At 70.5% G+C, this 18,959-nt stretch carries 14 protein-coding genes; 10 read left to right on the top strand and 4 right to left on the bottom strand.

All coding sequences use genetic code 11. From position 1 onward, the window contains the following. Nucleotides 1–89: 89 nt before the first annotated feature. Complete coding sequence (hspQ, locus tag MRB58_RS03755) at nucleotides 90–398, top strand: heat shock protein HspQ (protein ID WP_244780372.1); 309 nt, start codon at nucleotides 90–92, stop codon at nucleotides 396–398. Between the two features lie 76 nt (nucleotides 399–474). Here the strand turns inward: hspQ and MRB58_RS03750 are convergent, their stop codons facing one another. Next, nucleotides 475–2,883: an EAL domain-containing protein gene (locus MRB58_RS03750; RefSeq protein ID WP_244780371.1), complete on the bottom strand. Its 2,409-nt coding sequence runs from the start codon at nucleotides 2,881–2,883 to the stop codon at nucleotides 475–477. Between the two features lie 695 nt (nucleotides 2,884–3,578). On the opposite strand from MRB58_RS03750, the gene MRB58_RS03745 reads away from it, so the two are divergent. Then, on the top strand, nucleotides 3,579–4,523 hold the full coding sequence (locus MRB58_RS03745) for a hydroxymethylglutaryl-CoA lyase (RefSeq protein WP_244780370.1): 945 nt from the start codon (nucleotides 3,579–3,581) through the stop codon (nucleotides 4,521–4,523). Nucleotides 4,524–4,527: 4 nt separating this feature from the next. On the opposite strand, the gene MRB58_RS03740 is transcribed toward MRB58_RS03745, so the two are convergent. After that, nucleotides 4,528–5,259 carry a GntR family transcriptional regulator gene (locus MRB58_RS03740; protein ID WP_244780369.1) on the bottom strand — a complete coding sequence of 244 codons (732 nt, stop codon included), beginning with the start codon at nucleotides 5,257–5,259 and terminating at the stop codon, nucleotides 4,528–4,530. 425 nt (nucleotides 5,260–5,684) lie between these two features. Here MRB58_RS03740 and MRB58_RS03735 point away from each other — a divergent pair, with 425 nt between their 5' ends. The 6 genes from MRB58_RS03735 (at nucleotide 5,685) to MRB58_RS03710 (ending at nucleotide 11,446) form a co-directional block, all read left to right on the top strand. Beyond that, nucleotides 5,685–6,989, top strand: coding sequence for an ABC transporter substrate-binding protein (locus tag MRB58_RS03735; RefSeq protein WP_244780368.1), 1,305 nt, complete (start codon nucleotides 5,685–5,687; stop codon nucleotides 6,987–6,989). Between the two features lie 113 nt (nucleotides 6,990–7,102). Beyond that, entirely contained in the window at nucleotides 7,103–8,008 is a 906-nt protein-coding gene (locus tag MRB58_RS03730; protein ID WP_244780367.1) for a branched-chain amino acid ABC transporter permease, read from the top strand. Between the two features lie 28 nt (nucleotides 8,009–8,036). Continuing rightward, nucleotides 8,037–9,038 (top strand): branched-chain amino acid ABC transporter permease, encoded by a 1,002-nt coding sequence (locus MRB58_RS03725; RefSeq protein WP_244780366.1) that lies wholly within the window; start codon nucleotides 8,037–8,039, stop codon nucleotides 9,036–9,038. Continuing rightward, complete coding sequence (locus MRB58_RS03720; RefSeq protein WP_244780365.1) at nucleotides 9,035–9,781, top strand: ABC transporter ATP-binding protein; 747 nt, start codon at nucleotides 9,035–9,037, stop codon at nucleotides 9,779–9,781. Before MRB58_RS03725 ends, MRB58_RS03720 begins: the two co-directional genes overlap by 4 nt. Then, nucleotides 9,781–10,458, top strand: a complete 678-nt coding sequence (locus tag MRB58_RS03715; protein WP_244780364.1) for an ABC transporter ATP-binding protein — start codon at nucleotides 9,781–9,783, stop codon at nucleotides 10,456–10,458. Before MRB58_RS03720 ends, MRB58_RS03715 begins: the two co-directional genes overlap by 1 nt. A gap of 28 nt (nucleotides 10,459–10,486) precedes the next feature. Then, a complete protein-coding gene (locus MRB58_RS03710; protein ID WP_244780363.1) occupies nucleotides 10,487–11,446 on the top strand; it encodes a cyclase family protein in 960 nt (319 codons plus the stop codon). 310 nt (nucleotides 11,447–11,756) lie between these two features. On the opposite strand, the gene MRB58_RS03705 is transcribed toward MRB58_RS03710, so the two are convergent. Next, nucleotides 11,757–12,590, bottom strand: a complete 834-nt coding sequence (locus MRB58_RS03705; protein ID WP_244780362.1) for an EF-hand domain-containing protein — start codon at nucleotides 12,588–12,590, stop codon at nucleotides 11,757–11,759. Nucleotides 12,591–12,771: 181 nt separating this feature from the next. Between MRB58_RS03705 and MRB58_RS03700 the strand changes: the two genes are divergently transcribed. Together MRB58_RS03700 and MRB58_RS03695 are read left to right on the top strand one after the other, a co-directional pair. Then, entirely contained in the window at nucleotides 12,772–13,491 is a 720-nt protein-coding gene (locus MRB58_RS03700) for a response regulator (protein ID WP_244780361.1), read from the top strand. Beyond that, complete coding sequence (locus MRB58_RS03695) at nucleotides 13,491–15,161, top strand: ATP-binding protein (RefSeq protein WP_244780360.1); 1,671 nt, start codon at nucleotides 13,491–13,493, stop codon at nucleotides 15,159–15,161. The genes MRB58_RS03700 and MRB58_RS03695 overlap by 1 nt, the downstream gene beginning before the upstream one ends. Before the next feature lie 290 nt (nucleotides 15,162–15,451). Here the strand turns inward: MRB58_RS03695 and MRB58_RS03690 are convergent, their stop codons facing one another. Beyond that, nucleotides 15,452–18,895: an indolepyruvate ferredoxin oxidoreductase family protein gene (locus MRB58_RS03690; RefSeq protein ID WP_371747274.1), complete on the bottom strand. Its 3,444-nt coding sequence runs from the start codon at nucleotides 18,893–18,895 to the stop codon at nucleotides 15,452–15,454. Between the last annotated feature and the right edge of the window lie 64 nt (nucleotides 18,896–18,959).

Genomic DNA, 18,959 nt, shown 5'->3' with positions numbered 1-18,959 from the left:
AAGCGGGTGTGGCCGACGCACGGCGAGCCCCGCTGTAGCCTGTTGTGTCGGCCGCGCCCTCGGGCCGGTCAGAGGAGTGTTTCCGCGTGATGGTCGTCAAATCAGCCAAGTTCAACATCGGGCAGGCGGTGCGCCACCGCCATCACGATTTCGGCGGCCTCGTGGTCGATGTCGACCCGGTGTTCTGCGAGGACGAGGCGCGGCTCGAAGGCCTGCCGCCCGGCCAGCGCCCCGACCGCGACCAGCCCTTCTACCGGGTCTTCGTCGACTGCGAAGGCGTCGAGTCGACGGCCTACGTGTCCGAAGAGAACCTCGTCGCCGACACGTCCGTCCTGGTCGACGACGGGGGCGCCGGCGCGCTCGACGAGGCGAGCATCCTGCACGGCCTCGTCCACTAGGTTGCCCTCGTCCGGCGCCCACCTCAGGCGCCCTCGTCCGGCGCCGGCGCGTGGCGGCTGCGCGGGGAGGGCGGGGTTACTTGGCCTGCGGCAGGGCGAGCGCGGGCGGGCTGCTGCGCGTCAGGGGCAGGTCCGCCATATGCCGCGCGGTGGTGGGCCGGGCGAAGCTCGGCGGCCCCGGAACCTCGAGGCCGAAGACATGGCCCTGCACCAAGTCGCACCCCTCCGCCCGCAGCGCGGTCAGCTGCTCGATCGTCTCCACGCCTTCGGCCACCACCGGCACGCGCAGCATCTCCGCCAGCGACAGGATCGCCCGCATGATCTTCTGCCCCTTGCGGTCGCCGCCGATGCCCTGCGCGAACGACTTGTCCAGCTTGATCTTGTCGAACGGGAAGCGTTGCAGCATCGACAGCGAGGAGTAGCCCGCGCCGAAATCGTCGATCGAGATGGCGAGGCCCAGCTCCCGCAGTGCCGCGATCCGATGCGGCGCATCCTCGATGTCGAGGACGAAGCACTGCTCGGTGACCTCCAGCTCCAGCCGCGCGGGGTCGAGCCCGGTGCGTTGCAGCGCGCGCTCCACCGTGGCGACGAGGCCGGGGTCCTCCAGCTCCACCGGGGAGAGGTTGACCGCGACGGTGAGGTGGTCGGGCCAGGAGGCGGCCGCCGAGCACGCCTTTTCCAGCACCTGCGCGCCGAGGCCGCCGATCAGCCCGTGCTCCTCGGCGATGGGGATGAAGACGGCCGGCGCGATCGGCCCTTGCTCGGGATGGTTCCACCGCGCCAGAGCCTCGTATCCGGCCACCGTGTTCTCGCGCAGGTTCATCTGCACCTGGTAGTGGACGTCGATCGCATTGGTCTCGATCGCCCGGCGCAGGTCGTCGACGAGGCGGCGCTGGTTGCGCTCGCGGTCGTCCATCGAGCGGTCGTAGAAGCAATGGTTCATCTGCGCCCGCTTGGCGCGGTACATCGCGAGGTCGGCGCTGTTGAGGAGCCCGCGCACGCTCTCCCCGTCCTCCGGGAAGGTGGCGATGCCGATGCTGCTGCCGCACTTGAGCATCGCCCCGTCGAAGTAGACCGGGGTGGCGAAGACGTCGTGGATCGCCTCGGCGAGAGCGGCGACGTCCTTGCGGTCCTCCATCTTGGTCATGACGGCGAACTCGTCGCCGCCCAGGCGCGCGGCGATCTGCGTGCTGGCGAGCATGCCGCGCAGCCGGCTCGTGGCCGAGCGCAGCACCTCGTCGCCGGCGGCATGGCCGTAGGAGTCGTTGATGCTCTTGAAGAAGTCGAGGTCGATCAGGAGCATGGCGAAGCGCGTATGCGCGCCCTGCCAGTCCAGCATGGTGGTGGCCCGTTCCAGGAACGCGGCCCGGTTGCGCAGCCCCGTCAGCCCGTCGTGCTGGGCGAGGTAGGCGATGCGCTCCTCCTGCGCGATGCGGTGGGTGATGTCGCGCGCGCAGTAGACGATGCTGGGCGGTGCGGTGCGGCCGAGATGGTCGCTGCGCACCGTCAACTCGATCGAGCGCATCGACCCGTTGGCGTTGTGGAGGCGCATGTCGATGATCCGCCCCTCCGGCAACCGGTCGACGCCGACCCCGTCCTCGTCGAGGAAGGTGGAAATCGGCCGGCCCAGCACCGCCTCGCGCGGCAGCCCGCACATCTGCGCGAATGCCTCGTTGGTGTCGACGATCACGCCGCCTTGCGTGACGGCCATGCCGTCCACCGCGCCGTTGACGTAGTGCCGCAGGCGCTCGCTGGCGGCGCGGCGCGACTGCCGGTCCATCATGTGGACCATGATGCCCGTGGCGAGGATCACCATCATCACCGCCGCGATGGCGATGCCGAGGTCGCTCTCGGTATGGTCGTGGGCGAGGGGGATCGTCCCGTCGGCCAGCGGCGCCATGGTCATCCCGGACATGGCGGTGAAGTGCAGCGCGATGGTCGCCGACGCGAGGAGCGCACCGACGCGCAGCGTCTCGCTGTCGCTGCCGGTGCGGATGTGTGAGAAGGCGAAGCCGGCGATGACCGAGCCGCTCAGCACCGCGGCGACGACCGAGCTGGCGCTGTGCGCCATGGTCGCCTCCACGGCGACCGCGCTCATGCCGAGATAGTGCATGCCGGCGGTGGAGAGGCCGAAGAGCACGCCCCCCAGGAGCGGCGTATAGGGCCGGCGGATCGCGGCGATGGCGAAGGCGATCACGTTGCCGATCAGCGTGACGACGAGCGACAGCGTCGTCAGCGGCACGTCGTAGGCGATTTCCATGCCGGGCCGGTAGGCGAGCATGGCGACGAAGTGGGTGCACCACACCGTCGCGGCCGCGATGATCCCGCCGACGAACGCGAGCCCGCCGCGCTGGCCACCGTCGTCGACGATCGTGCGGCACAGGAGGCGTGCGGAGATCAGCGACCCCAGCAGGCAGATCACCACCGACAGGCCGACCAAGGCGACGTCGTGATGACCGACGGTCCACTGCGAGGCATCTATCATGGGAAAATGCGGTCCATCGCGCCCGGCCGGCTGCGTTCGTCGACTAAATTTTCATTCGCGTCACAATGTTATCGAAATCTTCATACGGGTGGAATGCCAATGAGTGGTCATGGTGCGCATAAAGTGCACTCCGGTTGTGTCGTTGCGACAGTGCGAGCGACGCGCGTCGCGCCGACGGATCATTTGGTGAGATCGACGGGCGCACACTGTGCATATCCGGCATCGATCCCAAATCTATGAGCGGACATTTATGCATCCAGCGGGCCAGAATTGTGGCAGATGGCACAATTTTCCTGGCGCAATCCAGCGGGTCCGATCCACACTTTGCAGCTTTCGTTTCTAGTATAAGGATTTGTTGTGTCGAAATGAGAGCAACTTTATGGCGTGTCCGGCGCGCGCCGCCCCCCTGACGCCGCCCGCGCGGCGCGCCGAAGCACCAATGCAGGGCGACCTTGCGGGCCGGATTGTCCGACGTTCTCACCGCCGCGCGCATATCATGGGTTGCAGGCACCATCTCCGGCTGTTCATCCACACTTGGTACGAGCGCCTGACGGAAATGGTTGAACCGGCCCGACCAGTGCTATGCCCTGCGGCGAGCGTGCGATCGGGCGGCGGGGCCGGCGTGTCCCCTCGATCGCACGGATGAACGAGCGGCGTCCGCCACGAAGGGCGCCCGAAGGCGGGAGAGAGAAGCCATGCGCGAAGACATTCTGGTCCGCGAGGTCGGGCTGCGCGACGGGTTGCAGCTGGTGCCGGACATGATGCCCACCGAGCGCAAGATCGAGTGGATGACAGAAGCCGCCGCCGCGGGAATCCGCGAGATCGAGGTCTCCTCGTTCGTCCCTGCGAAGGTGATCCCGCAGTTCGCCGATGCCGACGCGCTGGTGGCGGCGGCGCTGCGTGACCCGTCCGTCTATGCTTCGGTGCTGGCGGTGAACCTCAAGGGGGCGCAGCGCGCGTTCGAGGCGGGCGTGGCCAAGATCAACACCGTCATCTCGGCCAGCGAGGCGCACAGCCTCGCCAACGTGCGGCGCACCCGCGCCGAGGCGGTGGACGCCGTGCGCGCCATCCTCGCCGAACGCGACGCGCGCGGCCTCGCCGGCAAGGTGACGGTCAGCGCCGGCATCGCCACGTCGTTCGGTTGCACGCTGCAGGGCGAGGTGGCGGAAGACGACGTCCTCGACCTCGCCCGCCAGGTGGTGGCGGCGGGAGCCGACGAAGTGATGATCGCCGACACCGTCGGATACGCCGACCCGGTGCGCGTGCGCCGGTTGATGGGCGCCGTCGTCGCCGAGGTCGGCCCCGTTCCCGTGCTCGCCCACTTCCACGATACGCGCGGCCTCGGTCTCGCCAACGTGGTCGCGGCGGTGGAGGCGGGCGTGCGGCGCTTCGATGCCTCGCTGGGCGGCCTGGGGGGCTGTCCCTTCGCCCCCGGCGCCACCGGCAACATCGACACGGAGGACACCGTCTACCTCCTGGAGACGATGGGGTTCGACACCGGCATCGATCTGGCGCGCCTCCTCGCGCTGCGCACGCGCCTGACGGCGTGGCTACCGACCGAACGGCTGGGCGGCGCGGTGCATCGTGCCGGCGTCCCCAAGCTGCCGGCCACCTATCCGACGATGGCCGCCGCGGTCTGACCGCTCAGCGCTCACGGAAGACGCTGGCGAGGACGTAGCGCCCGCCGGGATAGAGGTGACGGGCCAGCTCGAAGACGCGCCCGCGCGTCTCCACGTAGCGGCGCGTCACCAGGAGGCCGGCGCTCGCGCCTTCCGCGCCCAGGAGCCGCGCCATCGCCGGCGACAACTCCGTCGCCGTGACCGACTGGACCACGTAGTCGAGCGTCAGATGGTAGTGGAGGAGGGCGCGCTCGTAGATCGGGGTGTGGCCGGCGCGCATGTCCTCCCGCACCGCCGGGTAGCGCTCGGAGACCAGCACCTCCGACCAACACAGCGGGGCCGAGCCGGTGCGCGGATAGCGCAGGCCCGCGACGCGGAAGTAGTGCCCCGCCTCGTCCGGCTCCGGCGTGGAGGCGGCGTCGACGGTGACCGCGCCGACCTCCTCGATATCGAACCGGGTGGTGCGCCAGAACTCGACGATCTCGCGCATATCGCGCAGGCCGTGGGTGAAGGCTGTGGCGGGGCGGTCCGAGGTGACGACCGAGCCGGTCTTCGGCCGACGCGAGATGAGGCCCTGCTCGGCGAGTGCCTTCAGCGCCCGGCGGACGGTATGCCGGCCGACGCCGAAGCGCGCTTGCAGGTCGGCCTCGGTGGGGAACCTGCCGCCCACCGGCCAGCGCCCGGCCTCGATTTCGTCACGCAGCGTGCGTGTCAGCTCCGTGTGGCGCGGCGCCGTTCGTGTGCCACTGGTATCCAAGTCCTTCGCCTAAAGTTCGAATGTTTGCGGCATCGACGCGTGCGACCGGCCGTCACAGCCCGGACGGTGAGGCATAAACGCCAAGTATTTCCAGACGATTACGCAAAATCGACATGGTCGTGTGGCGGCCGGGCCGCCGCGCACGGCGTCCCCGACAGCGCTGCGGGCGCCGGACAAGGAGATCGTGCGCCGCAACCGCGGATGAAACGGCCGCGTATGCAAATTGAGACGAAAAGCAATGCCATTGTCACGGCAAAGCCATGCTTGTGTGATCTCAGATAATTAGCTAGATAATTAAAATGAGGCGACAGTCGGCCGGTCTCTCCGTTTTGATCGCTCAACGGCATGGACACGGTCGTTCACTGACGCCAGGATCGCACCGCGAAGGGCCCGATAGAGGCCCTCGTGAGGGAAGGAGACCAGGGATGTTGAAGACCATTGCCGCCGCCGCGGCGACGGCGCTCGTCGTGGCGTCGGGCGTCAGCGGCGCATTCGCGCAGGACAAGCCGGACGCGGTGAAGATCGGGATCACGACCTTCCTGTCGGGTCCGGCGTCCGTGTTCGGCGTGCCGGGCCGCGCCGCCGCCGAGATCCTCGCACAGGACCTCAACGACCGCGGCGGGATCGACGGCGTGCCGGTCGAGCTCTTCTTCGTCGACGAAGGGGCCGGCGGCGAGACCCTCGCCAGCGAGTTCCGCCGTCTGGTGCAGGACGAGAAGGTCGACGTGATGATGGCGGCGATCTCGTCGGGCAACTGCCTCAACCTGGCGCCGCTCGCCGAGGATCTCCAGGTCATCAACATCATGTGGGACTGCGGCACGCAGCGCATCTTCGAGGAGGCGGAGTACAAGTACAACTTCCGCACCCAGGGCAACGCCACCGCCGAGATGATGGCCGCGCTCCTCTACCTGCTGCAAACCAACCCGGATTTCTCGACCATCGCGGTGGTGAACCAGGATTATGCCTGGGGACGTGACAGCTGGAGCCTCTTCTCCACCGCGTTGAAGGCGTTGAAGCCGGACGTGAAGGTGGTGGCCGAACTCTTCCCCCGCTTCGGCGCGCCGGACTATTCGGCCGAGATCTCCCGCCTGCAGGCCCTGCGGCCCGACGTCATCCTCTCCACCTCCTGGGGCGGCGACCTCGAGACCTTCGTGCGCCAGGCCAGCCAGCGCGGGTTGACGGCGTCGTCCACCTTCGTGCTGCCGCTCGCCGAGTCCTCGCTGCAACGTCTGGGCGGCGCGCTGCCGGACGGGGCGATCGTCGGCGGCCGGGGCGACCACTACTTCCTGCACCCGGAAACCAAGGATACCGACAAGTTCAAGACCTTCGTCGAGGCCTTCCGCGAGCAGACGGGCGACTATCCGATCTACCCCGCCTTCCATATGGCGCAGGCCTTCGCCGCGCTCGAGGGCGCCTATGACCGGGCGATCGACGCCAACGACGGCGCCTGGCCGACCGAGGACGACGTGATCGCCGCGATGGATGGCCTTGCCTTCACCGGTCTCGGCCGCGAAGTCACGCTGCGACCCGACCACCAGGGCCTCGAAGCGCAGCTCATCGGCACCGCCAAGACGGTCGACGGCTACGACTTCCCGATCATCGACAACATGCGCATCTACGCCGCCGAGGACATCATGCCCCCGGTCGGGACCCAGTCGCTGGACTGGATCGGCGGGCTGGACGCCTCGTTCCTCGAGACCGGGTTCGACGAGTACACCCACGCCAACTGAGCGCGCCCCGGTCCGGCTCCGCGCCGGACCGGCCGTCTGGCCCTCGCGCCGACGCGGGGGCCTTCCGCGTCCGGCCCCGGCCGGGCAGGACCACCTTGCCGCAAAGGTCGCGCGTGAACACGCAACTTCTCCTCCTCGTGCTGTTCGACGGGGTCGCCTACGGCGCACTCGTCTTCCTCGTCGCGGTCGGGCTGACGCTCGTCTTCGGCGTGATGCGCATCCTCAACGTCGCGCACGGCAGCTTCTACGCGCTGGGCGCCTACGCCGCCGTCAGCCTCGCGGCCTGGCTCGCGACGCGCGGGATGCCCGGCTACCTCGCCATTCCGGTCTACCTCGTGACGGCGGTGGTCATCGGCGTCGTCGTCGGCGGGCTGATGGAGCGCTTCCTGCTGCGGCGGATCTACGACAACGAGCAGGCGCTGCAACTCCTCGTCACGTTCGCGATCTTCATGATCCTGGAGAACCTGCAGCGGGTGATCTGGGGCGTGCAGCCCTACTTCTACTCCGGTCCGCTCAACGATCTCGGCAACGTCTCGGTCGCGAACGTCACCTACACCGCCTATCAGACGCTGTTCCTGCCGGCCGTCGCGCTCGTGGTGCTGATCGGATTGCGGATCTTTCTGCGTCACACCCTGGCGGGGTCGGTCATCGTCGCCGTGACGGAGGACCGCGAGGCGGCGATGGCGGTGGGGATCAACGCGCGCCGGGCCTTCCTCGTCACGTTCGTCATCGGCGCCACGCTGGCGGCGCTGGGCGGCGCGCTCGCCTCGCCGACGACGTCGGTGCTGCCGGGCATCGGGCCGGACATGATCGTCCTGTCGTTCGCCGTCGCCGCGACGGCGGGGCTGGGGCAGATCGAGGGGGCCGCGCTCGCCGCGCTCCTCATCGGCCTCGGCCGCTCGTTCGCGGTCTTCTTCGCGCCGGAGTTCGAGGTCGTCATGCCGTACCTCATCATGGTCCTGGTGCTCGTCGTCCGCCCCGAGGGCCTCTTCGGCCGCACCACCGCACGGAAGATCTGATGACCCCAGCCGCGGCTCTCCCCGTCTCATGATGCGCTTCGTTTTCCCCGTGCTGCTCGCGGTTTGCGCGGCCTACCCGTTCGTCGGGACGTCGCTGCTGCCGCTGCTGACGATCGTCTTCGCCAAGGCGCTGCCGGTGCTCGGCATCATCCTGCTGCTGCAGGCGGGGCAGGTGTCGTTCGGGCATGCGCTGTTCTTCGCCGTCGGCGCGTACACGATGGGCTTCGTCCTGCGCGACGTCGGCGCCGTCGACCTCGTGCTGCTCCTCCCGATCGCGACGCTCGCGGCCGGCCTCGTCGGCCTCGCGGTGGGCGTCTTCGTGGTGCGCTACCGCTACATCTTCTTCGCCATGTTGAACCTCGCCTTCTCGATGGTGCTCTACTCGCTGTTGGAAAAGTTCTTCCACGTCACCGGCGGCACCGACGGGCTGCGCGTCGCGCGGCCGACCGTGGTCGGCCTCACGCTCGACCGGCACGAGTTCGAGCTGGTGCTCTACGGCGTGTCGCTGGCATTGCTCGCGGTGGCGCTCCTCGGCGCGCACCGCCTGCTCGACAGCCCCATCGGCCACACCCTCAAGGCCATCAAGACCAACGAGACGCGGGTGGAATATCTCGGCCTGTCGCCGCGGCGCACCTTGCTCGCCTTCTACGTCGTCTCGGCGATGCTGGCGGGGCTGGGGGGCGCGATCGTCGCCGTCTACCAGGGCCTCGCGACGCCCGACTACGCGTACTGGACGCGCTCGGGCGAGATGGTCTTCGTCGCCATTCTGGGCGGGGCGGGGCATGTGTTGGGCGCGCTCGTCGGATCGTTCGCGTTCGAGTTCATTCGCCAGTTCGCGGCCGCCTACGTGGGCGACTACTGGCAGATGACGCTCGGCTTCGTCCTCCTGATCGTCATCCTCTTCCAGCCGGACGGGCTGATCGGCCTGGTGCAGCGCATCGGACGACGGCGCCCGGCGCACCATGAGGTGCATCACGAGGGCCGGCCGGTGGGCGAGCCGATGCCCGGCACGACGGAGGGCCGGCCATGAGCCAGACCCTCCTGGAGGCCACCGGCCTCGAGATCCGCTTCGGCGGGGTGGTGGCGGCGGACGGGATCGCGCTGTCGATCGCCGAGGGCGAGCACATCGCCATCATCGGTCCCAACGGGGCGGGGAAGACGACCTTCCTCAACATCTGCACCGGCTACCTGAAGCCCCGCGCCGGCTCGGTGCGCTACCGCGGGCGGGAGCTGATCGGCAAGAGCCCGCGCGCCATCACCCGCCTCGGCATCGCCCGCGCGTTCCAGATCCCGCAGCTCTTCGCCGAGCAGACGGTGCGCGAGAACGTCGCCATCGCGGCGGCCGCGCGGGCCGGCCGCATCGCCCCCTTCACGCGCCTCCTGGCGACGCCGGAGCGCGACAAGGCGGACGCGCTGCTCGCCCTGATCGACTGCGCCGACGTCGCCGATCGCCAGGCGCACGAGCTCCCCGAGGGCAAACGCAAGCTCGTCGACATCGCGCTGGCGCTGGCGCTGGAGCCGGAGCTGCTGCTGATGGACGAGCCGACCTCCGGCGTCGCCTCGTCGGAGAAGTTCGCCGTCATGGAGACGCTCATCCGGGCGCTGGAGGCGCGCGGCGTCACCTCCGTCTTCGTCGAGCACGACATGGAGATGGTGACGCGCTACGCGAGCCGCGTCGCGGTGTGGTCGTCCGGCAGGATCCAGCGCGACGGGCCGCCCGCGGAGGTGCTCGCCGACCCGGAAGTCATCCGCACCGTGATTGGGACGGCCTGATGCTGGACCTCGAAAACGTCTCCGTCGCCATCGCCGGCATTCCCATCCTGCGGCGCGTGACCTTGCGCATCGCCGAGGGAGAGACGGTCGCCTATGTCGGCCGCAACGGCGCGGGCAAGACGACGACGCTGCGCGCCATCATGGGGGCGGTTCCCTCCGCCGGGACGATCCGGCTGGCGGGCGAGGCGATCGACCGGGTGCCGGCGCACGAGCGGCCGGCGCTCGGCATCGGCTGGGCGCCGGAGGATCGGCGGCTCTTCTCGGCCTTCACCGTCAAGGAGAACATCCTGCTGCCGGCTCGCGTCGCGCGCCTCGCACCGGCGGAGCGGGATCGGCGGCTGGAGCGGGTCTACGCCATCCTGCCGGAGCTGAAGGAGATGGGGGACCGCCCGGCCGGCTCGGTGTCCGGTGGGCAGGGCAAGATGGTGGCGCTGGGCCGTGCGCTGATGATCGGCACGCGCCTCGTCCTGCTCGACGAGCCGTTCCAGGGTCTCGCCCCGGTGCTGGCGCAGCGCTACGGCGAGGCGCTGCGCGCGTTGCAGGCGCAGGACCCCGGCCTTTCGCTCCTCATCACCGAATCCAATCCGGCCCTTCTCGAAGGGTTCGCGAACCGAACCATCGGCATCGAGCGCGGCGAGATCGAACCCGCGCCGGCGCCGGCGGCGACCGGACGGTGAAAACGTCCGCAACAAGGAGAGGAAACATATGACAACGCACACGTGGAAGGCGGCGGGTCTCGCCGCCGTCCTGGCCTTTGCGACCGGGGGCGCGGCGCTCGCCGAGTGTCAGCCCTCCAAGTGGGGCGCGGACGACGAGATCGGCGCGGCCAACACCATCACGCCCGAGCGTGTGATGGCGGCGGCCAAGCTGGTCAAGCAGGGCAAGACCCAGCACCTCGGCATCATCATCGACAAGGACATCCCCGCCTTCGGGGCACGCAGCCTGTCGGTCACGATCCTGCAACCGGGGCAGCAGTGGGGCGTCAAGCCGTTCCCCAACGGCTTCGTCTACAACGACGACATCTTCACCGGCTGGCTCGGCATCGGCTCCCAGCTCGACACGCTGGCCCACGGCGGCCACTCCGGTGAGGACGGCACCTACTTTTACAACTGCAACGAGGCGGGCGAGATCTCCAAGGTCACCGGCATGACCAAGCTGGGCCTCGAGAAGGTGCCGCCGCTGGTGGCGCGCGGCGTCGTCCTCGACATGGCGGCCCATGCCGGCAAGGAACACCTCGACGCCGGCGAGTACTTCACCGCCGACGACGTGAAGGCACAGGCCGAGGCGCAGGGCGTGACCCTGGGCGAGGGTGACGTGGTGCTCTTCCACACCGGCTGGACCGAGCACGTGCTGCCGTCCGACCCGCAGGCCTGGGGCTCGGGCGAGCCGGGCATGTCCGAGGACGTGGCCGACTACATGGCCGAACTCGGCGTGCTGGCCGTCGGTGCCGACACCTGGGGCGTCGACGTCATCCCGCCGCAGAACCCGGACCGTCCCTTCCAGGGCCACATCACGCTCCTGAAAGAGAACGGCATCTACATCCTGGAGGTGATGAACACCGGGCCGCTCGTCGCCGACGACGTGTCGGAGTTCATGTTCGTGCTCGGCCCCTCGCGGCTGCGCGGCGCGGTGCAGGCGATCATCGACCCGATCGCGCTCTACTGATCCCGCGCGAACGAAAAACGCGGCGCCCCCGAGTGGAGGCGCCGCGCCGCAACGTCCGGGTATCGCCTGGTCCTGACCGCGGCTGGACGGGCTGCGATCAGCCGTGACGAAATCGGACCGGATGGGACGGGACCTGGTAGGACTTGATCGGATCCCGCGCCAAGCCGTGGCGGACGGGCCGCGGCCTGGCGGTCTCCCGGGGGCGGACCTGCTCCCGGGAGGCTCACGCCCCATACGATTTGCGCGTTTTGAGCGTGTTGCCAATCGCCCCCGGCGGGAAAACGCTTTGTCTCTCGCCGAAGGATGCGGGTTATTCTGCCGCAGCGGGGGCGTCGTCCTGCGGGGAGGCCGGCATGTCGGGTGCGCCGGGCATCTCCGGCCGCTCGCCGCGCGGACCCCGCTCGAAGCGCGGACCGCCCCGCTCGCCGCGGGGACCGCAGTCGTCGCCCCGCATGCGGTGGTGGCGCGGGCCGTGGCGATATTCGGCATGGTCGCGCCCGCCACCGCGCTTGCCGGCGCGCGCGCCGCCGTGGCCGTGGCGGCCGCGCGGCCCGTCGTCACGCGACAGGGCGCCGTCGCCGTTGCGGTCCATCTTCTCCACCACCCCGGCGAACTTCTCGTCCCGCTCCTCGGCGGAGATCCGGCCGTCGCCGTCCTCGTCCATCGCCTGGAACCGGTCGACGATCTGGCGCGCCATCAGGTCGAGGTAGATGGTCTTGAACTCCTCGAGGGTGATGGCGCCGTCGCCGTCGGTGTCGCCCAGCTCCACCTTGGCGGTGATCAGCGCGTCGATCTCCTCCTGCGTGACCTTGCCGTCCTTGTCCGCGTCGGCCTGCCGCATGACCTCCATCATCATCATCATCGGGCCACGCGGTCCGCCGCGCATCATCGGCCCATGCGGACCCGGACCGCGGCCGAAGCGGCGCTCGCCGCCACGCTCACCACCGCGCTCGCCGCCGTGGTGACCGCGCTTGAAGTGGCGCCCGTCCTCGCAGCGCGGACCGCCGCGCCTGCCGTCGAAGTCAGCCTTCGCCACGCCGTTCTGCGCCGCGACCGGGGCCTGCGGTCCGGTGAACGCGTTGGCGGCGGTGGCCGCCGTCAGCATGCTGCCGGTGAGGAGTGCGGCAATGAAAACGTTTCTCATCTGTGGCTCCTGTTATCAGTGAGGCGTCGTGCGCCTTCCACTCACAGGTAGCGGCCGGGCGGCCGGAATGTGTGTCGGCCGCAGGCTCCAATTGTCGCGGTCTCTGTCGGCCCGCGGGGACTGACACGATTGGCGACAAAGTTCTCTCCGCGCGCTCGCGGACGGCGTTATTTGTGGGCGCATGGACGAAACATACGAGCCTCACATCCTGGTGGTGGACGACGCGCGCGACATTCGCGAGCCGCTCGCCGCCTATCTGAAGAAGCATGGCCACCGGGTCAGCCTGGCGGCGGACGCGGCGGCGGCGCGCACCGCGATCGGCAACGGCTCGATCGATCTCGTCGTGCTCGACGTGATGATGCCGGGCGAGGACGGCCTGTCGCTGTGCCGATGGCTGACGTCGACCGGAGGGCCGCCGGTGATCCTGCTCACCGCGATGGCGGACGACGCGGACCGCATCGTCGGCCTGGAGCTGGGGGCGGACGACTATGTGGTGAAGCCGTTCAACCCGCGCGAGCTGCTGGCGCGGGTGCGGGCGATCCTGCGCCGCGTGCCGCCCACCCGCGACCCGGTCCCGTCCGGACGCCGCGCCTTCGCAGGCCTCGTCCACGACGCGGCCGCCGGGACGCTGACGCGGGCCGACGGCAGCGAGATCGCACTCACCACGGCGGAGAACCGGCTTCTGGCCGTGCTGCTCGACCGGCCGGGCAAGGTGCTCAAGCGCGACCAACTCCTCGACCTCACGCAGGGGCGCGAGGCGAAGGCCTACGACCGCGCGATCGACAACCAGGTGAGCCGCCTGCGCCGCAAGATCGAGCCGGATGCCAAGCGCGCCAGCATCATCGTGACCGAGTGGGGCGGCGGCTACCGGCTGGCGGCGGACGTGGAGGACGTCGCCTGATGGAGGGGGTGTCGCAAGTCGGGCGGTGGCTGGGGCGCATCTTCGTGCCGCGCACGATCACCGCGCAATTCGCGCTGCTGCTGGTGGTGGCGCTGCTGGTGGCCAACGTTGTGGCGCTGGTGGTGGTCGGCGCCGAGCGGGCGCGGGTGGCGCGCGAGGTGCGCCGCGGCGCACAGATCGAGCGGCTCGCCGGCATCGCCGCGGTGATGGCGGAGGTGCCGCCGCACCTGCGCGTGGGGATCGCCGAGACGACGTCGTCGCCGTTCCTGCGCCTTCATGTGGACGATGCGCCCGATATTCCGGACACGCTGGAGAACGCCACCGCGCGGCGCGTCGCAGCCCGCCTTTCGGCCGAGATGGGGGAGGCCGGCTTCGCCCCCGCCGTGCGCGTCGCCGCGCAGGACCTGCCGCCGCGCGCGCGTCTCCCGCGCCGCGACCGTTCGGACGGCGGCGCGCCTCGCGGGCGCTGGCACGAGCGCCGGACCGAGGCAGGCGGCGAGGCGGCAGCGCCGCACGGGCCCGTTCCGTGGCCGGGCGCGGAACGCGGGCGCGGCGGTGGGCGGCACGGGGAGGGGCCGGGGGGCTGGCGCTTCTGGCCGCCGGAGCCGGTCGCCGTCGCGATCCCGTTCGCCGATGGGATGTGGCTGAACGCGCGCCTGCCGGTGGTCGATCCGGGACCGCCGATCGGTGGCCGCGCCGTGTTGATGACGCTGGGTTTTTCGCTGGTGTGCGTCTTGGGGGTCGGCATCTCGTTCACCCGCCGGCTGACGCGGCCGATCCGCTCGCTCGCCGCCGCCGCCGAGCGCGCCGGGGAGGGCGACCGCAGCGCCACCGCCGCGGTCGCCGGCCCGGCGGAGGTGCGCCGCGCGGCGGAGGCGTTCAACGCCATGCAGCGCCGCATCGCCCAGTTCGATGCCGAGCGTGCCCGGACCATCGCCGCCGTCGGCCACGACCTGCGCACGCCCATCACCTCGCTGCGGATCCGTGCCGAGATGCTGGAGGACGAGGCGCGTGAGGCGATGGTCCGCACGCTCGACGAGATGCGGGTGATGGCCGACGGCCTCCTCGCCTACGGTCGCGGCGAGGCGCACGAGGAGCCGCGCACGCTGGTCGACCTGGCGGCGATGCTGCAGGACCAGGCGGGGGGCGGCATCCTCTACGACGGTCCGCCCTGCCTGATGATCGAGGGGCGGCCGGTGGCGCTGTCGCGTGCGTTCGCCAACCTCGCCGAGAACGCGCGGCGCTATGGCGGGGGTGGGCGCGTGCGGCTGATCGATCGCGTCGCCGCCATCCACGTGACCGTGGACGACGACGGGCCGGGCATTCCCGAGGACCGCCTGGCCGAGGTGCTGGAGCCGTTCGTGCGGCTCGATGCCTCGCGCAGCAGCGAAACCGGCGGGGCGGGGCTGGGACTCTCGATCGCGCGGACCGTGATCCGCGCCCACGGCGGCAGCCTGACGCTGGAGAACCGCAGCGAGGGCGGTCTGCGGGTGACGGTGACGCTGCCGCGCGACGCCAACGCCCGCGGCGGACCGGAGGCGGTGAAGGCCGACGTGGCGCGCCGCACGCCCGCCGTGCGCGGCAAACGCTCCGGCGGCGCCACGGCGCGGGCGTTGCTGCGCCGCCGCGAGCGGGCCCGCGACGCGCGGCAACTGGCCGGGCGCGGATAGCCCGCCGCAGCGTGCCCCGCGGGTTTTCGCGACGTCGGGGCCGCGCAGGGGGGATGGATGCGACCGCCGGCATCACGTGCCGGGCGGGGCGAGGGGCGACGGCGCAGGCGACCCGAGCGCCGGCGGCGCCGGGGCACATCGGCTGGTGCGGTCACGCACAGGCACCGCTCGCACCGCTCCCGAGGGACGGCGCCGAGGCCTCGCCCTCGCGAGGCGGCGAGCGCGAGGGGGCGTGTGCGGGACCTGCGTGTGGGGGGGCCTGCGCGTGCGGGCCGGGTCGGGGATGCCTTCTACTCGGCGGCCTGGCGGGAGCGGGTGGGAGCGTCGTCGTAGGCGGCCTCGAGATCCGGCAGGCGGGTGAGGGCCTTCTCGACGTTCTCGGCGCGGACCGGGCCGTAGCCCTTGATCGCCTCGACCCAGCCCGCCAGTGCCACGGCCGCCTCGGCTCGCTCGGCCGTCAGCGTTTTGGCGATGTGGTCGACCGTCGCCTCGTAGCGGGCGAGCATGGCGCGCTCCTCGCGGCGCTCGGCGGTGCGACCGAAGACGTCGAGCCAAGTGCCGCGGTGGCGCCGCCATTTGGCGAGGTAGGGCAGAACCTTGAGCATCCACGGCCCGAACGCGCGTTTGGCGGGGCGGCCCGTGCGCCCGTCGGTCTGCGACAGGATCGGCGGCGCCATGTGGAATTCGAGGCTGTCATACCCGGCGAACTGATGCTTCAGCTGCTCGGCGAACCCGCCGTCCACGTAGAGCCGCGCCACCTCGTACTCGTCCTTGATCGCCATCATCTTGTAGAGCTGGCGCGCGACGGTATCGACCAGGGTCTCGCTGTCGATCCCGGCGGTCCTGGCTGCGGCGCGGACCTGATCGATCCGGTCTGTGAAGCGCTTGGCGTAGGCGGCGTCCTGATAGGCGGTGAGGCTCTCGGCGTTGCGCGCGACCCGCTCGTCGGCGTTGGCCGGGGCGACGCGGTGCGGCAACGGGGTGCCGGCGGAAGCCGCCAGCATCGCGGCGAAACGGTCCGGGTCGGCGACCGACAGGCGGCCGGCGCGGAAGGCGGCGAGGTTCATCGGCACCGCGGCGCCGTTGAGGCGGATCGCTTCTTCCAGTGAGGCGGGCGACAGCGGCAGCGCGCCGGACTGATAGGCCGCCCCCATCACCATCATGTTGGAGGCGATGGCGTCGCCGAAGAGCGTGGTCGCGGCGTCGGTGGCGTCGAAGGCGACGGTCTCGGCCCGCGCCTCCAACGCCTGGACGATGCGGCGCGAGGGGAGCGTGAAGTCGATGTTGCGGGTGAAGTCGCCCGGGAACTGCTCGTGTGTGTTGACGACGACCTTGGCGCCCTCGCCGATGGCCGCCAGCACCTTGGCCGAGCCGGCGACCGCGATGTCGCAGCCCAGCACCGCCATGGCGTCGCCGGCGCCGACGCGGATGGTGGTGATGTCCTCCGGCTTGGGCGCGATCTTGATGTGGCTGAGCACCGCGCCGCCCTTCTGGGCGAGGCCCGCCATGTCGATCACGCCGGCGCCGAGCCCCTCGATGTGGGCGGCCATGCCGATGACGGCGCCCACGGTGACGACGCCGGTGCCGCCGACGCCGGTCACCAGCAGGCCCATCGCGTCGGTGAGCGGGGCGCGGGTCGGCTCGGGGAGGTCCTCGGGCATGTCCGGCACGGTGGTCGCCTTCAGCTTGGCGCCGTGGACGGTGACGAAGGACGGGCAGAAGCCCTTGAGGCAGGAGAAGTCCTTGTTGCAGGAGGACTGGTCGATCTGGCGCTTGCGGCCGAAGGCGGTCTCCACCGGCTGGATCGCCACGCAGTTCGACTGCACGCCGCAGTCGCCACAGCCCTCGCACACGCGCTCGTTGATGACGATGCGCTTGTCGGGATCGGGGAAGGCGCCGCGCTTGCGGCGGCGGCGCTTCTCCGAGGCGCAGGTCTGGTCGTAGATCATCACCGTGACGCCGGGCGTCGCGGCGAGGCGCTTCTGCACGTCCATGATCTCGTCGCGATGGTCGACGGTGACGTCCCGCAGCGGGATCTTGGCGTATTTCTCCGGCTCGTCGGTGACGATGGCGACCTCTTTGACGCCCTCGGCGCGGACCTGGGCGGCGATGGCGGCGGGGGTGAGGTTGCCGCCGTCGTGGGTCTGGCCGCCGGTCATGGCGACCGCGTCGTTGAAGAGGATCTTGTAGGTGATGTTGGTGCCGGCGGCGACGGCGGCACGCAGCGCCAACGACCCGGAGTGGTTGTAGGTCCCGTCGCCGAGGTTCTGGAACATGTGCGGGCGGGTGGAGAAGGGCGCCTCGCCGACCCACTGCGCGCCCTCGCCGCCCATCTGCGTGAAGCCGACGGTGTCACGGTCCATCCAGATGGCCATGAAGTGGCAGCCGATGCCCGCGCCCGCCTTGGACCCCTCCGGCACCACGGTCGACGAGGAGTGCGGACAGCCGGCGCAGAAGTACGGCTTGCGCTCGGTGATGTTGGTGGTGGCCTTCAGCCGGTCGGCCAGCGCCTCCAGCTCGGCGAGCGGGGCGCGCACCATCTCGGCGCCGCGGTCCGCCAGGCGGCGGCCGATCTCGCGCGCGACGTGGTTGGCGTCCAGCGCGGCGGGGGCGCGGAAGAGATCGCGGCCGGTCTCGTCGTGCTTGCCGACGATGGCGGGGGCGTTGGCGGTGCCGTAGAGCGCGTCTTTCATTTGCGGCTCGATGAGGCCGCGCTTCTCCTCGACGACGATGATCTGCTCCAGCCCGTCGGCGAAGTCGACGATGTCCTCGCGCGGGATGGGCCAGGGCATGCCGACCTTCATGACGCGGATGCCGAGGTTGGCGGCGGCCACCTCGTCGATCCCCAGGGCGGCCAGTGCCTCCAGGAGGTCGAGCCAGCTCTTGCCGGTGCCGACGAGGCCGATGCGCGCCGCGGGGCCGCCACGCATGACGACCTGGTTCAGCCGGTTGGCGCGGGCGAAGGCCTGGGCGGCGGGGAGCTTGATGTCGTGCAGGCGGGCCTCTTCGCCGAGCGCGTCGAAGCCGACGTTGGCGATATTGGGGCTCTGCGCGAACTCGAAGGCGGGGCGGAGGATGTCGAGCCGGTCGGTCCGGCCGTCGATCGAGGCGGTGGACTCGACCGTGTCCTTGACCAGCTTGAAGCCGATCCACAGGCCCGAGAAGCGGCTCATCGCGATGCCGAGGAGGCCGTAGTCGACGATGTCCTGCACGCCGGCGGGCGACAGGATCGGCATCAGCGTGTTGACCAGGCCGAATTCGGACTGGTGGGCGGTGGTGGAGCTTTCGCAGGTGTGATCGTCGCCCAGCAGGGCGAGGACCCCGCCCAGCGGGGCCGTGCCGGCGAGGTTGGCGTGGCGGAAGACGTCGCCCGAGCGGTCGACGCCGGGGCCCTTGCCGTACCACAGGCCGAAGACGCCGTCGTACTTGTTCTCGCCGAAGAGGGCGGCGCGCTGGCTGCCCCAGATGGCGGTCGCGGCGAGGTCCTCGTTGAGGCCGGGCTGGAAGAGGACGCTGTCGCCGAGGAGCTTGCGGACCTTGCCGAAGGTCTGGTCCAGGCCGCCGAGGGGCGAGCCGCGGTAGCCGGTGACGTAGCCCGCGGTGCGGTGCCCGGCGGCGGCGTCGCGCGCGACCTGGGCGAGGCAGAGACGCACCAGCGCCTGCGTCCCGGACAGGAAGACGTGATCCTTCGAGAGGTCGTACTTATCGTCCAGCGAGACCGAACGGTTCACAATCTACCCTCCCGTGTTTCTCGGGAACGGTACGCCTCGAACCGGCGTTCGGCAACTTCGTCCAATT

It is taken from the genome of Acuticoccus sp. I52.16.1 (genome assembly GCF_022865125.1).
Lineage (GTDB): Bacteria > Pseudomonadota > Alphaproteobacteria > Rhizobiales > Amorphaceae > Acuticoccus.
This window is presented reverse-complemented; position numbering and strand designations above follow the sequence as displayed.